13 protein-coding genes and 1 pseudogene are annotated in these 15,036 nt (G+C 66.7%); 4 read left to right on the top strand and 10 right to left on the bottom strand.

Annotated features, from left to right (window positions below; genetic code table 11):
• The 7 genes and pseudogenes from GOOTI_RS25785 to GOOTI_RS17305 form a co-directional block, all read right to left on the bottom strand.
• Positions 1-198: pseudogene (locus GOOTI_RS25785) on the bottom strand (hypothetical protein); the annotation flags it as partial.
• Positions 199-219: 21 nt separating this feature from the next.
• Complete coding sequence (locus GOOTI_RS17330) at positions 220-1,830, bottom strand: peptide chain release factor 3 (protein WP_007239917.1); 1,611 nt, start codon at positions 1,828-1,830, stop codon at positions 220-222.
• Between the two features lie 93 nt (positions 1,831-1,923).
• Positions 1,924-2,940, bottom strand: a complete 1,017-nt coding sequence (locus GOOTI_RS17325) for a beta-ketoacyl-ACP synthase III (protein WP_007239916.1) — start codon at positions 2,938-2,940, stop codon at positions 1,924-1,926.
• 202 nt (positions 2,941-3,142) lie between these two features.
• Complete coding sequence (locus tag GOOTI_RS17320; RefSeq protein WP_007239915.1) at positions 3,143-4,213, bottom strand: beta-ketoacyl-ACP synthase 3; 1,071 nt, start codon at positions 4,211-4,213, stop codon at positions 3,143-3,145.
• A 115-nt stretch (positions 4,214-4,328) separates the two neighbouring features.
• The gene (locus tag GOOTI_RS17315; RefSeq protein ID WP_007239914.1) at positions 4,329-6,149 is read right to left on the bottom strand and encodes an SLC13 family permease; all 1,821 of its coding nucleotides are present in this window, start codon (positions 6,147-6,149) and stop codon (positions 4,329-4,331) included.
• Between the two features lie 116 nt (positions 6,150-6,265).
• Positions 6,266-6,832, bottom strand: coding sequence for an aminoacyl-tRNA hydrolase (gene pth, locus GOOTI_RS17310; RefSeq protein ID WP_007239913.1), 567 nt, complete (start codon positions 6,830-6,832; stop codon positions 6,266-6,268).
• Between the two features lie 44 nt (positions 6,833-6,876).
• Positions 6,877-7,503, bottom strand: a complete 627-nt coding sequence (locus tag GOOTI_RS17305; RefSeq protein WP_007239912.1) for a 50S ribosomal protein L25/general stress protein Ctc — start codon at positions 7,501-7,503, stop codon at positions 6,877-6,879.
• Positions 7,504-7,895: 392 nt separating this feature from the next.
• Here GOOTI_RS17305 and GOOTI_RS17300 point away from each other — a divergent pair, with 392 nt between their 5' ends.
• Complete coding sequence (locus tag GOOTI_RS17300; RefSeq protein WP_007239911.1) at positions 7,896-8,348, top strand: hypothetical protein; 453 nt, start codon at positions 7,896-7,898, stop codon at positions 8,346-8,348.
• A 107-nt stretch (positions 8,349-8,455) separates the two neighbouring features.
• Complete coding sequence (locus GOOTI_RS17295) at positions 8,456-8,941, top strand: limonene-1,2-epoxide hydrolase family protein (RefSeq protein WP_007239910.1); 486 nt, start codon at positions 8,456-8,458, stop codon at positions 8,939-8,941.
• Positions 8,942-8,962: 21 nt separating this feature from the next.
• Here the strand turns inward: GOOTI_RS17295 and eutC are convergent, their stop codons facing one another.
• Genes eutC through eat form a run of 3 tightly spaced genes read right to left on the bottom strand, consistent with a single transcriptional unit; the run spans position 8,963 to position 12,605 of the window.
• A complete protein-coding gene (gene eutC / locus GOOTI_RS17290) occupies positions 8,963-9,766 on the bottom strand; it encodes an ethanolamine ammonia-lyase subunit EutC (RefSeq protein WP_007239909.1) in 804 nt (267 codons plus the stop codon).
• Entirely contained in the window at positions 9,763-11,169 is a 1,407-nt protein-coding gene (locus GOOTI_RS17285; RefSeq protein WP_007239908.1) for an ethanolamine ammonia-lyase subunit EutB, read from the bottom strand. The genes eutC and GOOTI_RS17285 overlap by 4 nt, the downstream gene beginning before the upstream one ends.
• Positions 11,166-12,605, bottom strand: coding sequence for an ethanolamine permease (gene eat, locus GOOTI_RS17280; protein WP_007239907.1), 1,440 nt, complete (start codon positions 12,603-12,605; stop codon positions 11,166-11,168). The genes GOOTI_RS17285 and eat overlap by 4 nt, the downstream gene beginning before the upstream one ends.
• Before the next feature lie 210 nt (positions 12,606-12,815).
• On the opposite strand from eat, the gene GOOTI_RS17275 reads away from it, so the two are divergent.
• The gene (locus GOOTI_RS17275) at positions 12,816-14,309 is read left to right on the top strand and encodes an APC family permease (RefSeq protein WP_007239906.1); all 1,494 of its coding nucleotides are present in this window, start codon (positions 12,816-12,818) and stop codon (positions 14,307-14,309) included.
• A 43-nt stretch (positions 14,310-14,352) separates the two neighbouring features.
• Positions 14,353-15,036 (top strand): IclR family transcriptional regulator (locus GOOTI_RS17270; RefSeq protein WP_007239905.1); only part of this gene is annotated, 684 nt, incomplete at its 3' end.

The following is a 15,036-nucleotide window of genomic DNA, read 5'->3' as shown; positions in this document are numbered from 1 at the left end:
CCGAGCGGGGTCCTGCGGCACGGACGCCACGGCTACGGCCGACGACGACTGTGCCGCGCGGGTCGCCGATGTCGAATCGGCACATGCCGCGATGGTCGACGCGAGCGCAGCCGCCGCGATGGCGACGACGCCGGCCCGCACGCTGCGTACGCTGGGCACCACGGGGAGACGACCCCGTCGGCTCGATGTGCGAGTCACCGTATCGACTGTCCGCACCGGTCAATCAGCGGTCGCGACAAGCGGTTCGAGTGTCAGGTCGGCGTGTTCCTTCTCGATGTACTGCAGCCGCCACTTGTCGCTGAAGAGGGCGAGCACCGCGCCGTCGGTGCGCGTGAACACCTCGACGCCGCGCTGACGATTGAGTTCTGCTGCGCTGTCCGCGTCGGTGCGTCGCGCAAGGCTGTATCCCAGCGGCTCGATCACGGTGTCGACGTTGAACTCGGTCTTCATCCGCGCGGTGACCACCTCGAACTGCATCGGTCCGACAGCGGCGAGCACCGGCGACGCGTCGCCGCGGGTGTCGTTGCGCAACACCTGCACGACACCTTCGCTGTCGAGCTGATCCATCGCCTTGCGGAACTGTTTGTACTTGTCGGCCGTGGTGACGCGCAGCGTCGAAAAATGTTCTGGCGCAAAGGACGGGATCGGTGGGTACTGCACTCGCGGGCCGTCGTAGAGGGTGTCCCCTGGGGCGAGTGCCGTCGCGTTGACCAGGCCGACGACGTCGCCGGGATAGGCGGTGTCGACCGTCGACCGATCGCGGCCGACGACGGTGTGAGCGTACTTGGTGGCGAACGGTTTTCCGGTCTGCGCGTGGGTGACGACCATGCCGCGCTCGAACTCGCCGCTCACGATGCGCATGAAGGCCAACCGGTCGCGATGACTGGAGTCCATGCCGGCCTGGACCTTGAACACAACCGCGCTGAACGGATCGGTGACCTCACGCACGGTGCCGTCGACGGCTTCACGGCCCGACGGCGCGGGCGCGAGTGCGACGAGAGCGTCGAGCAGTTGGCGCACACCGAAATTAAGCATGGCCGAGGCGAAGATCATCGGCGACGTCTGGCCGGCGAGGAACAGCTCCTCGTCGTGATCCTGACCCATCTCCGAGAGCAGTTCGCTCTCTTCGACCGCCGCGATCCACGCGTCGCCCTCACGGTCGAGCGCGGCGTCGGCGTCGAGCACTTCCTCCGGTGCGATCTTCGCACCGCCTGCGGTCCGGGTGAAGTGGATGTACTCGCCGGTGCGCCGGTCGAGGAGCCCGCGGAAGTCGCCTGCGATGCCGACGGGCAGGAACAGGGGAGTGGGGATCAAGCCGATGCGCTCGCTGATCTCGTCGATCAGCTCCAGCGGCGTTCGGCCGGGCCGGTCCCACTTGTTGATGACGGTGATGACCGGGATGCCGCGGTGGCGACACACCTGGAAGAGCTTGAGCGTCTGAGGTTCGAGACCCTTGGCGGCGTCGATGAGCATCACCGCGGCGTCGACCGCGGTCAGCACCCGGTAGGTGTCCTCGGAGAAGTCGGCGTGGCCCGGGGTGTCGACGAGGTTGATCACCGCGCCAGGGCCATCCGTGCCCTCGAGGGCGTAGTTGAACTGCAGCGCGGTCGAACTCACGGAGATACCGCGCGCCTTCTCCATCTCCATCCAGTCCGACACGGTCGACTTGCGTCCGGCCTTGCCGTGGATGGCGCCCGCCTCGCTGATCACGTGCGCGTGCAGTGCCAAGGCCTCGGTCATCGTCGACTTACCCGCGTCGGGGTGGGAGATGATGGCGAAGGTACGTCGACGCTGGGCCTCGAGCCGCAGCTCACGCGCGTCAGAACTCACCAGACGAGGGTACTCACCGGGCGAGCGTCGGAGCAAAACGCTCGCATGCCACCCGCGACGCGCCGGCCTGGTCGACCGTGCTCAGCGCAATCACTACTCGAACGGAACCGGCGGCATCTTGACGACCTGCGCCGCGTAGCTGAGGCCTGCCCCGTAGCCGAGGAGAAGCGCGGTGTCGCCGGGCTTGGCCTTGCCGGTCGAGAGCAGGTCCTCCATGGCGAGCGGGATCGACGCCGCCGACGTGTTGCCGGTGTGTTCGATGTCGTTGGCCACCGGGGTGCCCTCGGGGAGGTGCAGAGTCTTGGCGAGGAGGTCGTTGATTCGGGTGTTCGCCTGGTGCGGTACGAAGACGTCGAGGTCCTCGGAACCGATCTTGGCGGCCTCGAGCGCGCGCTGCGCGACCTTTCCCATCTCGAACGCTGCCCAGCGGAACACCGCTGTGCCCTGTAGGCGGACGTAGGGCCGTTGGGTGCGGTCGCTGTCGAGGAAGGTGACCCAGTCGATGTCCTGGCGGATGGCGTCGTACTGGGTGCCGTCGCTGCCCCAGATGACAGGTCCGAGCTGTTGGTCGTCGGTGGGGCCGACGACCACGGCGCCCGCGCCGTCGCCGAAGATGAAGCAGTTGCTGCGGTCGGTCATGTCGAGCGTGACCGAGAGTTGCTCGGCACCGATCACCAGCACGTGCGTGGCGCTACCGCCGCGCACCATGTCGGCTGCCAGAGCCATGCCGTAGCCGAACCCGGCGCAGCCGACGGTCACGTCGAACGCCGGTACGCCATTTGCGCCGAGCTCGGTCGCCACCTTGGTCGCGCCGGCCGGGGTCATCAGCAGGTGGGTGTTGGTGGCCAGGATGACGGCGTCGATGTCGGAGCCGGACAGCAGAGCGTTGGCGATGGCTGTGCGTCCAGCCTTGATTCCCATCTCAACGACGTCCTCGTCGCGGCGCGCGAAGCGTCGGGACTTGATGCCGGTCCGGGTGTAGATCCACTCGTCGGAGGAGTCGATGTACTCGCAGATCTCGTCGTTGGTGACGACGCGTTCGGGCCGGTATGCCCCGATGCTCAGCATTCCGATGTTGTTGGTGCCCGACCTGTCCGCGATGGTTGCCATGGGTGTCCTTCCGCTATGCGACCCGACATAGACCGTCTCACATCGTGGCGCTACTCGGAAGTAGGTGCGCGCCGGTTCGACGCCGACGATGCGTCTGACAGATCCACCGGAATATCGGCGCTGGCGCCATACGGAACGACGCGGTCAGCGCGAACCGTCGTCGAAGCTGCTCACCTTCGGCGCCGGGGGCAGCTTTACGGTGTTACCCGAGGTCGTCGAAGCTGCTCACCTTGGGCGCCGGGGGCAGCTTTACGACGGCGCCGGCGTAGGAGAGACCCGCACCGAACCCGAGCAGCAGCGCGGTCTGGCCGCCCTTGGCCTTGCCGGTTGCGAGCATCTCCTCCATGGCGAGCGGGATCGACGCCGCGGACGTGTTGCCGGTGTTCTCGATGTCGTTGGCCATCGGCATGTCGTCGGGGAAGCCGAGGTTCTTCTTCATCAACTCGTTGATGCGGGCGTTGGCCTGGTGGGGGACGAAGACCTCGATGTCGTCGGCGCTGATGCCGGACCGCTCGATCACCGACGTCAGCGCCTTCGGCAGCGTGATGGCGGCCCAACGGAATACGCGCGGACCCTGCATCGTGACCACCATGCGGCCGACGGGATCGCTCTCCGGGTCCTTGTGCTGATACTCCTGCGCGCGGTCCATGTACTCGGGAATGTCGTAGTTCTGGCCGATGGCCTCGGCGTTCTCGCCGTCGGAACCCCAGACCGTCGGGGAGATCCCGTTCTCGTCGCTCGGACCAACCACGACCGCGCCTGCTCCGTCGCCGAAGATGAAGGCGGTGTTGCGGTCGGTCGGTTCCATGACGACCGACATCGTCTCGACCCCGACGACCAGCACGTACTCGGCCGAGCCCGCGCGCACGGTGTCGGCGGCAACGCCGAGGGCGTACCCGAAGCCACCGCACCCCGCGGCGATGTCGTATGCCGGGATGCCGTTGAGGCCGATGTCGTAGGCGACGATCGGGCCACCGTGGGGGATCTTGGTCTTCCAGCTGTTGGTGGCCAGGATCAGTGCGCCGATCTTGTCCTTGTCGATGCCGGAGTTCTCGATCGCGCGCTCGGCGGCGGCTGCGGCCATCGTCCGCGCGGACTCGTCGCCGCTGATCCACCGGCGGTTGCGGACACCGCTGCGTTCGAAGATCCACTCATCGGAGCTGTCGAGGACTTCGCACACTTCGTCGTTGCTGACCAGCCGTTTCGGTCGGTACGCGCCGATGCCCAACATTGCGACGTTCTGATGGCCGGTGTTGGCGGCGATGACGCTCACGAAAAACTCCCTCTACACAAGTGCGTGGTCTCAGCCTAGAAGCTGACCCTGGGCAGAAAGTGTAGGCGCGGCGGCAACACGCCCATGAGGACACCCGTAATCGTCGTCGTGAAGGTCAACCGTCGATCGGCCAGAACACCGGGACAAAAGTCACCGCGACGATCAACCAGCAGACCATCAGCACGATCCCGAGCCGCCAGTAGTCGCCGAAGCGGTATCCGCCGGGATTCATCACGATCATGTTCGCTGGGGTGGCGATCGGGGTGAGCAGCGACGCCGCAGCGGCGACACAGACCACCATGAGCACTGTGTGGGCGTCGACTCCGACGTCGGCTCCCGCCACGAGCGCGATGGGTATGACGATCAGCGCCGTGGCGACGTTGGAGATGAACTGTCCGAGTAGTGCCGTCAGCACGAACAGCATCGCGAGCAGCAGATACGGGCTGCGTCCGGAGACGAGGTCGACGATCGGGCCGGCGATCAATTCGGCGCCCCCGCTGCTCGTGATCGCCGACGACATCGGGATCAGAGCGGCGATCAGCACGAGCGTCGACCACGGGACGGCGCGATAAGCCTGCTCGCTCGAGAGCACGCGGAACAGCACCATCGCGCCAGCACCGAGCAACCCCGCGACGACCGGGGGCACGACTCCACTGGCGAGCAGCGCGATGGTCGCCACCAGGATGACGGCTGCGCGAGGAGCACTTCGCCCGAGCGGAACGGTCTGGCGGCGAACGGTTTCCGACGACGCCACCACCAGGACGTCCCGGTCGTCGGCCAGGGCGTCGAGAGCACCCCACGGGCCGTACACCAGCAGGGCGTCGCCCTCGTGCAGCGTGTTCTCCCGCGAGGTGACGTCGTCGTTGCGCCTGCGCACCGACAACACGAGCAGTCCGTCCTCCGCGCGCACCATTCCGCCGAACGCGGGCCGTCCTATCCACGATGAGCGCGGCGGGATCACCAACTCGCAGATCCCGTTGTCGCGGTTGATGAGACCCGTGCGTCTGCCGATCGTGTCCTCGACGGTGAGGTCGGCCTCGCGTGCGAGCGTCTGAACCGCGGTCCCCACACCCGAGACGACGAGGACGTCCGACGGTTCGAGGCGGTGCGTCGAACTCAGTACCCGACCGCGTTCGGACTGGCCGGCGACGGTATCGATCGCGTCGTCGGTGATCGCAGCGCGGACTGTCTTTCCTACGAGCGTCGACGCGGCTCCGACGTGGAGGCGAAACGTCCGTACGCCGGTCGTCGCGAGCCCGGACAGTTCGTAGTGGTCGACGACGTCGCGTTGATATCGGCTGAAATCCTCGGGTAGTGACTGCGATTCTCGTCGCGGAATCAGCCGGTCGCCCACGAGCGCGATGACGACCAGCGTCACCACCACCAGCGGGACACCGATGAGCGAGAAGCCGAAATAGCCGATGGGGGAGCCTGTTTGCTCAGTCGCGACCTCGTCGATGATGACGTTCACCGGACTTCCGCTGAGGGTGAGCAGCGAACCAGCGCTGGCAGCGAATGCGAGAGGCAGCAGGACCCGGGAAGGCGACAGAGACGCCCGTCGGGCAACCGCGACACTGACCGGAACCAACGCAGCGGCCGCCCCGTTGATGGTGATCAGCGGACTGAGCACTGCGGCCAGGACCATGATGGCCAACACGACCCGTGTGCGGGTGCGGCCCGCGACTCGCGCCAACACGCTGCCCAGCCATGCGGTGATGCCAGACGCATCAAGCCCCTCGCTGATCACGAACAGCGCGGCGATGAACGCGATGACGCTTTGACCGAGTCCCGCGGTGAGACCCTCGAAGTCGACGAGTCCGAGAAAGTAGAGCGCGAGCGCGGAGCCGATCGCGACGAGTCCGACCGGCAGCTTGTTGACGATGAACAACACAACCGTGACACCGAGCACGATCAGGCTCAGCGTGGCGTCCGACATCTGCCCATCGTCGCACCGCGGCGGCTCGCGCGCTGCGGGTCGAGAACGCGGGCGGTATGCGTCAGATCTGTGACGGGACGCTCAGGCTGGGGACCCGACGCCGTCGACGACCCGTGTCACCAGGTATGGACGACGTTCTGCGCGGCTTCGAGACCGGAGGAAATCAGGGACTCCGTGGCGTCGGCGCCGTGCTGGATCAGTAATTCGACGTCGGCTCGTGCAGCCGACGGGAAGGGTTTGAGGACGTAGTCGGCGGGATCCTGACGGCCGGGTGGTCGGCCGATGCCCAATCGGACGCGGTAGTAGTCACGCGATCCGACCGCCTGGCTGATCGAGCGGAGCCCGTTGTGCCCGCCTTCGCCGCCGCCGAGCTTGAGCCGGACGGCGCCGAAGTCGATGTCGAGTTCGTCGTGCAGCACGATGAGGTCCGACGGCCCGATCGAATAGAACTTCGCAAGTGGGCCGATCTCGCGGCCCGTGGTGTTCATGTACGTGCGTGCACGTGCCACCAACACCGACTGGCCGGCGAGGGTGATCGGTGCGACCATCGCGCCTGAGCGCTTGTGCACCTTCCACCGTTCGCCGGCCGTCGTGACGAGATGGTCCGCGACCATCGCGCCGATGTTGTGACGCGTCCGCTCGTACTTGGGGCCCGGATTGCCTAATCCGACAACGAGTTTCATGGGTCCTGTTGGTTGGTGGGGAGCGGGGCGTCGGAGAAGCCGGATTACTCGGCCTCGGCCTCCGCAGCGGCGGCGTCGGCTTCTGCCTGCTCCTCGTCGGTCTCTTCCTCGAGCTCGGCGGCGGTGGTCGCCTCGTTGACGGCCACGATCAGCGTCTCCGGGTCGGTGATCAGGTCGACACCCTCGGGCAGCGCGAGATCCGATGCGTAGATCGAAGTGCCCACTTCCTTGCCCTCGACGTCGACGACGATCTGCTCGGGGATCGACAGGGCGTCGGCCTCGATCTCGACGGTGTTGGCGTCCTGGGTGACCAGGGTGCCCGGCGCTGCGTCGCCCTCGACGACGATGGTGACCTCGACGGTGACCTTCTCGCCGCGCTTGATGACGAGGAGGTCGACGTGCTCGATGTAGTTGCGGATCGGGTGGACGTCGACCTGCTTGGTCAGCGCGAGCTGCTTGGTGCCCTCGATGTCGAGGTCGATGACGGCGTTGGTGCCGTTGTTACGCAGGATCGCGGCGAAGTCGCGTGCCGGGAGGTTGAGGTGCTGCGGGTCGGTGCCGTGGCCATAGAGCACGGCGGGCACGTTGCCCTCGCGGCGGGCGCGACGAGCGGCGCCCTTGCCCTTCTCGGTGCGGGTGGTGACGGCCAGTGCGTTCGCCTGGGTTGCCATGTGAATCTCCTTCGTGGTTCGGCCACGGGGTGGCCGGGTGGTCGGTGCTCGGTGTGGCGCTGATTTCGCGGGCCGACAATCCACGACCACCTGCGGAAACGAGGTCCCACCAGGAGATGTGCGATGGTCGCGCCGATCACGGTGACAAGTCACCCTCGCCGAGACAACCCGTCAAGAATAGCCGACGACCTGCGGTGAAGTCACATCGCGAGGAGCCGCAGGCACCGTCGGGTCGCGGACGGATCGACGCGCTGGGGTCGTTCGTTGATTTGACAGGCGTAACACTTCGGGCCGCCGAAACGCTGAACATGACAGGGGGAACGTTCTTCACGGTTACACCAGCTACACGGTCACATCAACTACACGGTCACCATCAACCAAAGGACCATGCCATGAAGCTTTCCCGTGTGTCGTCCACTCTCGTCGGCCTCGGCCTCGCAATGACAGCAGCAGTCGGTCTCGGGGCGGGTACCGCGAACGCTGCCCCCGCGAAGCCGTTCCAGAGTTTCACCATCGGTCAGGAGCTTGCGCTCGGTAGCTCGTGCGTGGGTCGGGCAACCGGCAATGTGTTGGTTCAGCCGAACAGGGGCCACGCGAACATCGACGTGTATTGGATCGGTCAGACCCCGTTCAGTCCGTGCACCGAGCGAGCGACGGTTCGCTGGTACAACCTCAACACACACCGCAGTGGATTCGTGGGCGGACCGCTGACCTACCGATCGATGTCGCAGCAGGGGGTCGCCTCGGCAGACGTGTTCGTCGGGTCGGGTCCGGTGCGGTTCACTCTCACGGCCGATCGTCCCCTGCAGTTCCCGCCGGCCCCGTTCACCCTCGTCATGCCCTGAGTCCTCGACATGCCATGAGGTCTGGCCCTGCCCGGGTGGGATCGCGCGGTCGTTGATCGCGCGATCCGACCTCGGCGGCCCCACTGCCGTCGGCATACTGGAACACCATGACCTCTCGCACACCTGAACGCATCGTCATCGATTTCCTCGACGCCCTCGCCCGTGGCGACAGCGCCGCAGCGATGGCCGACGTCGCCGAGAACATCGTCTACAGCAATGTCGGATTGCCGACGATCCGCGGCAAGCGCGGTGTCGCCAAGATCTTCGGTGCGATGGACAAAGCGTCGTACGCCGGCTTCGACTACCGGATGATCAGCATCGCCACCGACGACACGGTCGTACTGACCGAACGTATCGACGAGATCCGGCTTGGACGCGTACGTATCCGCTTCTGGGTGTGCGGGCGGTTCGAGGTGGTCGACGGCGCGATCGTGGTGTGGCGCGACTACTTCGACTTCCTCGACTGCACCAAGGCCACCGTGCGGGGACTGATCGGCGTGGTCGTTCCCTCCGCGGTGCGTGCGTTGCCGCCGCGCCGGGAGCGTGTGGTCTCAGCCGTGGCGGAGCCGTCGAGTAAGGCTGCAACCGAGTAGGGCCCGCTGCCGAGTAACACCTCAGCCGAGCTCGCCCTGCGCCGCCGCCTCTGCGACCGCCGGATCGGCCGACGACGTGTCCTTGAGCGCGACGCCCGAGGCGCCGAGTGCCCGCGCGCCCACCACGAGCGCCCCGACGATTCGCGCCGCGTCGCGGTAGCCGAGTCCGTCGGGTGGGTGGATGTTGGAGATGCAATTGCGTTCGGAGTCGCGACGACCGCGTTCGGGTCGATACGTCAGATAGATGCCGAGGCTGTCGGCCACCGACAGTCCGGGGCGCTCGCCGATGATGACGAGCAGGATCTCCACCCCGAGCGCCTCACCGATGTGATCGCCGAGTGCGACGCGCGCCTGCGTGGCGACGACCGGCGGTGCGATCGAGAACCGCGGCGACAGTTCCGCGGCGATCGTCTCGACGAGCGCGACGGCATGTGTGTCGACAGCCGTCGCCGACAATCCGTCGGCGATCACGAACCCGATGTCGGCGCCCGAATGGTCGATGGCTCCCAGATCCTCCGGTACCCGTCCGAGGTCGGGGCGACGCAGGTACTCAGCCCGCGACGACGCCTGGCTGGTGACGACCACCGGGTCGCCTAACCCCAGAGCCCGGAGACCCTCGACGACGCCATCGGCATCCATCGGGGTGTGCACGGCGTCGCGAGCGGCGGCGTGGTCGGCCTGGAACTGCAGGACGTCGGCACTCGACAGAGCATTTCCGCTGCGCTGCAATCCGATTCGGGCCTGGGTCAGACCGCGCATGGCGGTCCACGGATCGTCGGCGGGAGTCGCTGCAGACGACCCCGGCCGGATGCTGTGGGTGCTCACGACGCCGCCAATCCGCGCAGGGGTGAGGTACCCGGGTCGAGTGGCACCACATGGCCGCCGGCGTCGGCCATACCGATCGTCTGCATCCAGGCCTCGAACTCGGGGGCTGCGCGCAGTCCGAGGACGTCGCGTAGGTAGAGCACGTCGTGGAACGACAGGCTCTGGTAGCCGAGCATGATGTCGTCGGCACCCGGCACGGTGATGACGAATCCGACGCCTGCCATGCCGAGCAGGCTCAGCAGGGTGTCCATGTCGTTCTGATCGGCTTCGGCGTGGTTGGTGTAGCAAACGTCGACGCCCATCGGCAGACCGAGCAGCTTGCCGCAGAAGTGGTCCTCGAGACCTGCCCGGATGATCTGCTTGCCGTCGAACAGGTACTCGGGGCCGATGAATCCGACGACGGTGTTGACCAGGAGCGGTTCCAACGACCGTGCCACCGCGTAGGCGCGCGCCTCGAGCGTCTGCTGGTCGACGGGCCGCCCGCCGGTTCCCAGATGAGCACCGGCCGACAGCGCCGACCCCTGACCGGTTTCCAGATACATCACGTTGTCGCCGACGGTCCCGCGGTGCAGTGACCGACCCGCCTCGTTGCCCTCGTTGAGTACCGCGAGGTCGACGCCGAATCCCCGGTTGGCGCCCTCGGTACCCGCGATGGACTGGAAAACCAGGTCGACCGGCGCGCCCGCCTCCACGAGGCCGATGGTCGTGGTCACGTGGGAGAGCACGCACGACTGCATCGGGATCTCGAAACGCTGGCGCACATCGTCGAGCAGTTCCAGCAATGTCGACGTCGCCTGCGGCGAGTCGGTGGCCGGATTGATCCCGACGACCGCGTCGCCGCATCCGAGTAGCAGCCCATCGAGCAGACCGGCGGCGATACCCCTCGGATCGTCGGTCGGGTGGTTGGGCTGCAGTCGGGTGGCCAGTCGTCCCGGCAGCCCGATGGTGGTGCGGAATCCGGCGGTGACCTCCATTCGCCGCGCGACCGCGATCAGATCCTGATTGCGCATCAGCTTGCTGACAGCGGCAACCATCTCCGGGGTCAACCCGGGCGACACCGACTGCAGCCGCTGCGTCCCCCCGGGCGCAACGACCTGTTCGAGCAGCCAGTCACGCAGGCCGCCGACCGTCAGGTGCGAGATGGGTGCGAATGCCTCGCGGTCGTGGGTGTCGATGATCAGGCGCGTCACCTCGTCGGACTCGTACGGGACGAGCATCTCCTCGAGGAACACGGTGAGCGGGAGGTCGGCGAGCACCCAGGCCGCTGCCGCGCGCTCGGCGTCGGATTGTGCTGCGCACCCGGCCAATTCGTCGCCCGAACGTGCCGGCGTGGCTTTGGCCATCACGTCGATGAGATCGGCGAACTGATAGGTGTGTCCGCGAAGTGAATGGCTGTAGGTCACGAGAGTCCCTCTTCGGCGTCGGCAATGGCCTCGAACTCTTCGTCGGCACTGGCGAAGACCAGCCGCTTGCGGCTGTAGAGGCCAAAATACGCCATGAAGAGGGCGAACACGATGAGACAGCCGGTTGCCGCCTTGATGTCGACGAGGAAGGTGGCCACGAGCGCGAGCACTGCGATGACGAGCGCGAACGCCGTCGTCACGATGCCGCCCGGCGTCCGGTACGGGCGTGCGAGTTCGGGTTCCCGGATGCGCAGCACGATGTGGCTGATCATCATCAGCACGTAGCTCAGCGCCGCACCGAAGACGGCCATGTTCAGCAGCATGGCGCCCTGCCCGGTCAGCGACAGGAGGAAGCCGACGATGCCGGGCACGATGAGCGCCAGCGTCGGGGACTTGCGGGAGTTGGTCACCGACAACGACTTCGGCAGGTAGCCCGCGCGCGACAGTGCGAAGAGCTGGCGCGAGTACGCGTAGATGATCGAGAAGAAGCTCGCCACCAGGCCTGCGAGACCGATGTAGTTGACGACGGTGTGCGCGGTGCCGCTGCCCAGTGCTTCGACCAACGGGTTGCCCGAACTCTGCATCGCCGACGCCCCGCCCGCGCCGGGCACCAGGAAGAGCACCAGCGCGCACGTGCAGATCAGCGCACACATGGCAGCGATGATCCCGCGCGGCACGTTGCGGGCCGGGTTCTTGGCTTCCTCGGCGGCCAGCGGCACACCCTCGACGGCGAGGAAGAACCAGATCGCGAACGGGATGGCGGCCCAGATGCCCAGGTAGCCGTGCGGCAGGAACGAACTCGCGCCTGCGGCGTCGGAGGGCGCGATGTCGGTGAGGTTCGACCACGAGAAGTCGCCGATCGCCGCGATCGCGAACACGATCAACCCGGCGAGTGCGATCGCGGTGATCACGAACATCACCTTCAGTGCTTCGCCGACACCTGCGAGGTGTACGCCGATGAAGATGGCGTAGACCACGAGGTACACCCACCAGCCGTCGGTGATGCCGAACAGGTGCAGTGACTCGACGTAGGCGCCGATGAAGGTGGCGATGGCCGCGGGTGCGATCGCGTATTCGATCAGGACCGCGGTGCCCGTGGCCATGCCGCCCCACGTACCCAGCGCGCGACGGGCGAAGGTGTAGCCGCCACCGGCGGCGGGTAGCGCCGAACTCATCTCGGCCATGCCGAGCACCATGGCGAAGTACATCGCGGCGATGATGACCGCGGCGATGGCGAGACCGCCGAAGCCGCCCTGCTCGAGGCCGAAGTTCCACCCCGAGTAGTCGCCGCTGATCACGTAGCTGACACCGAGACCGGCGAGCAGCACCCATCCGGCCGTGCCGGTTTTGAGGCGGCGTTTGTCGAGGTAATCGGCGGAGCCGCCGGTCGACGACGCTGTCGTCGGGCTGCTGCTCCCGGAGTCGATTGTGCTCATGAACGGACCTTTCGTGCGGTGGCGAGATCACCGTCGGTCTCGCTGATTACTCGATTCCGGCATGACGGTACGGAGTGTGTGTCACCTCACAGTGGCGTCGACGTAAGAGCGTGTGGGAAACCGAGCGTCGAGATTTCTCACGCGCGTTAACACGCTGGAAACACGAAAACGATGCGTCGCAACGAGCGCTCCGTCACGGTAGAGAGCGCTATGCCGTCCACATCCTCAGCTGCCGTGTCGTCGGCGCCCGCCGCAGCGTCCCCATTGGTCGCCGACGAGTCGCCGGTGAGTGGGTTGACGCGGCGTCAGCTTCCCTTCATACCCGTGTTCGCGCAGTCGGTGGCGGCCATCGCCCCGGCCGGGACGTCGGCGGTCACCCCGCTGTTCGTGATCGCTGCGATGAGCGGCGCGGGCGGTGTCATCTCGTTCGCGGTGGCGATGGTCGTCGTCATGATGATCTCGGCGTGTATCCGGCCCATGGCACAACGCCTTGCGGTCGTCGGTGGTCTCTACTCGTACGTGGCGCAGGGGCTCGGGTCGCGGGTTGCGCTCCCGACCGCGTGGTCGGCCGTCGTCGGATACGGCTCGGTGAGCATGGCGGGTCTGCTCGCAGTCGGCTTGTACCTCAACCACATTGCGGTCAGCGTCGGGGTGTCGACATCGGTGTGGCTCCCTGCCGTCTGTGCGATCGTGGTGGTCGCCGCGGCGCTCATGACAGTCCTGATGGTGCGCGGGATCAAGGTCTCGGCCACGGCGACACTCGTCATCGAGGTGGTCGCGGTGGTGATCCTGGTCGGATTGATGGCGTGGCTCGGGATCACCCATCATTCGGCCGATTGGTCGCAGGTGTTCGCCCCGCAGGTCGACGTCGGCTCGATGGGTCTGATGATCGTGGTCGCTGTCAGTGCGTTTGTCGGATTCGAGAGTGCGACAACGCTCTCCGCCGAAGCGCACCGGCCGTTCCGGAGCGTCCCGCGGACGCTGCGGTGGACGCCGATCGCCGCAGGGGTCATCTATCTGCTCGCTGTGACGACCCAGTCGCTCGCGATGTTCGACGCCCCGGCGGGCGTGCGCGAGAGTTCCACACCGCTGGCCGCACTGTTCCTATCCGACGGAACACGCGTCACGGCGGTGATCCTCGACATCGGAATCGCGACGTCGTTCTTCGCCTGCGCGCTCGCGTCGGTCAACGCGCTCGTGCGGGTGCTGTTCACATTGGGACGTGAACGCGTGGTCCCCGAGGCGTTCGGACGCACTCATCGCCGCTTCCACACGCCTGCCGTCGCGACGGTCTGGGCGATGGCGATCGTGACGCTCGGACCGCTCGTGTTCCTCTGGTGCGGCGGCAACCCGCAGGACGGCATCCGCGACTTCCTGACACTCAGCGCACTGGGCTACATGGGCAGTTACCTCACCGCGTGTCTTGCCTCTCCAGTGCTGCTCGGCCGAATCGGGGAACCCAGCAAGCGCATCATGGCGCTCGGTGTGGTCACGGCGGTCATCCTCGGAGTGTTGTTGGTGACCGCCTTCGGCACCGGCGTCGGTCACGGTCGTGTTCTCGGCGTCGTCTACGTCGCGTCGATGATCGTGGTGACGGCGCTCGTGCTGTTCGTCGCACGGCGTAGTCCTCGACTGCTCGCCGGTGTCGGTGTCTTCGATGCGACGACGAGCGCCGACATCCTCACCACGGCGACGCTGCGGTGAGCAGGGGAGGGAGTCGGTCGTCGAACCGGGGTGAGGGGGCGAGATGGCGATAGGTCGTGCGCCGAAATCGGATTCGGTGGTGCGCGCGCTGCAGATCATCGAGACCGTCGCAGACCTCGGCATCGGTACGACGGCCCGCGACATCGCCGAGCGCCTCGAACTCCCGTCCGCGAGCACCTACCGTCTGCTCAACAGCCTTGTCGCCGACGAGTTCCTCGTGCGGACAGCTGATTTGCGCGGGTTCGCGATCGGTACCCGTCTCGCCTCCTTCATCGACGGTGTCGCCACGCCGCCGGTTTCGGCTCGCGCGGCCGAGCGCCTGGACGACTTCCGGGGCTCGGTACGGTTCGCCGTCCATCTGCTCTACTTCCGGCCCGCCTCGGTGCGTGTCCTCGACGCCGATCCCGACCATCCACTCGACGGCGTCGGCGAGCTCATGCGCTATCTCCACGCGTCGGCCGCCGGCAAGCTCCTGCTGGCGTCGCTGTCGCAGTGGCGTGACGTGCTGGAGCTGCCCCTCGTCCCTGTCACGCCCGCAACGATCATCGATCCTGCCCGACTCGAAGAGCAGATCGTCGAGATACGACGCACCGACATCGCGGTCGACGACGGTGAACTCGTGGTGGCGCACGCCCATCTCGCCGTGCCGATCTACGACGTCGACGGTGCGGTTCGCGGTGCGGTGATGATCGGCGGGGTGTCGAGCAGGCTGGAGGCGATCTGCTCA

Origin of the sequence: Gordonia otitidis NBRC 100426 (assembly GCF_000248075.1) — a bacterium.
Classification (GTDB): Bacteria; Actinomycetota; Actinomycetes; order Mycobacteriales; family Mycobacteriaceae; genus Gordonia; species Gordonia otitidis.
This window is presented reverse-complemented; position numbering and strand designations above follow the sequence as displayed.

Excerpts from the sequence above, each read along its gene's own strand:
- GOOTI_RS17325 (WP_007239916.1), bottom strand. The coding sequence starts at position 2,940 with ATGGCAACCATCGCGGACAGGTCGGGCACCAACAACATCGGAATGCTG.
- GOOTI_RS17315 (WP_007239914.1), bottom strand. The coding sequence starts at position 6,149 with ATGTCGGACGCCACGCTGAGCCTGATCGTGCTCGGTGTCACGGTTGTG.
- pth (WP_007239913.1), bottom strand. The coding sequence starts at position 6,832 with ATGAAACTCGTTGTCGGATTAGGCAATCCGGGCCCCAAGTACGAGCGG.
- GOOTI_RS17305 (WP_007239912.1), bottom strand. The coding sequence starts at position 7,503 with ATGGCAACCCAGGCGAACGCACTGGCCGTCACCACCCGCACCGAGAAG.
- GOOTI_RS17300 (WP_007239911.1), top strand. The coding sequence starts at position 7,896 with ATGAAGCTTTCCCGTGTGTCGTCCACTCTCGTCGGCCTCGGCCTCGCA.
- GOOTI_RS17295 (WP_007239910.1), top strand. The coding sequence starts at position 8,456 with ATGACCTCTCGCACACCTGAACGCATCGTCATCGATTTCCTCGACGCC.
- eat (WP_007239907.1), bottom strand. The coding sequence starts at position 12,605 with ATGAGCACAATCGACTCCGGGAGCAGCAGCCCGACGACAGCGTCGTCG.
- GOOTI_RS17275 (WP_007239906.1), top strand. The coding sequence starts at position 12,816 with ATGCCGTCCACATCCTCAGCTGCCGTGTCGTCGGCGCCCGCCGCAGCG.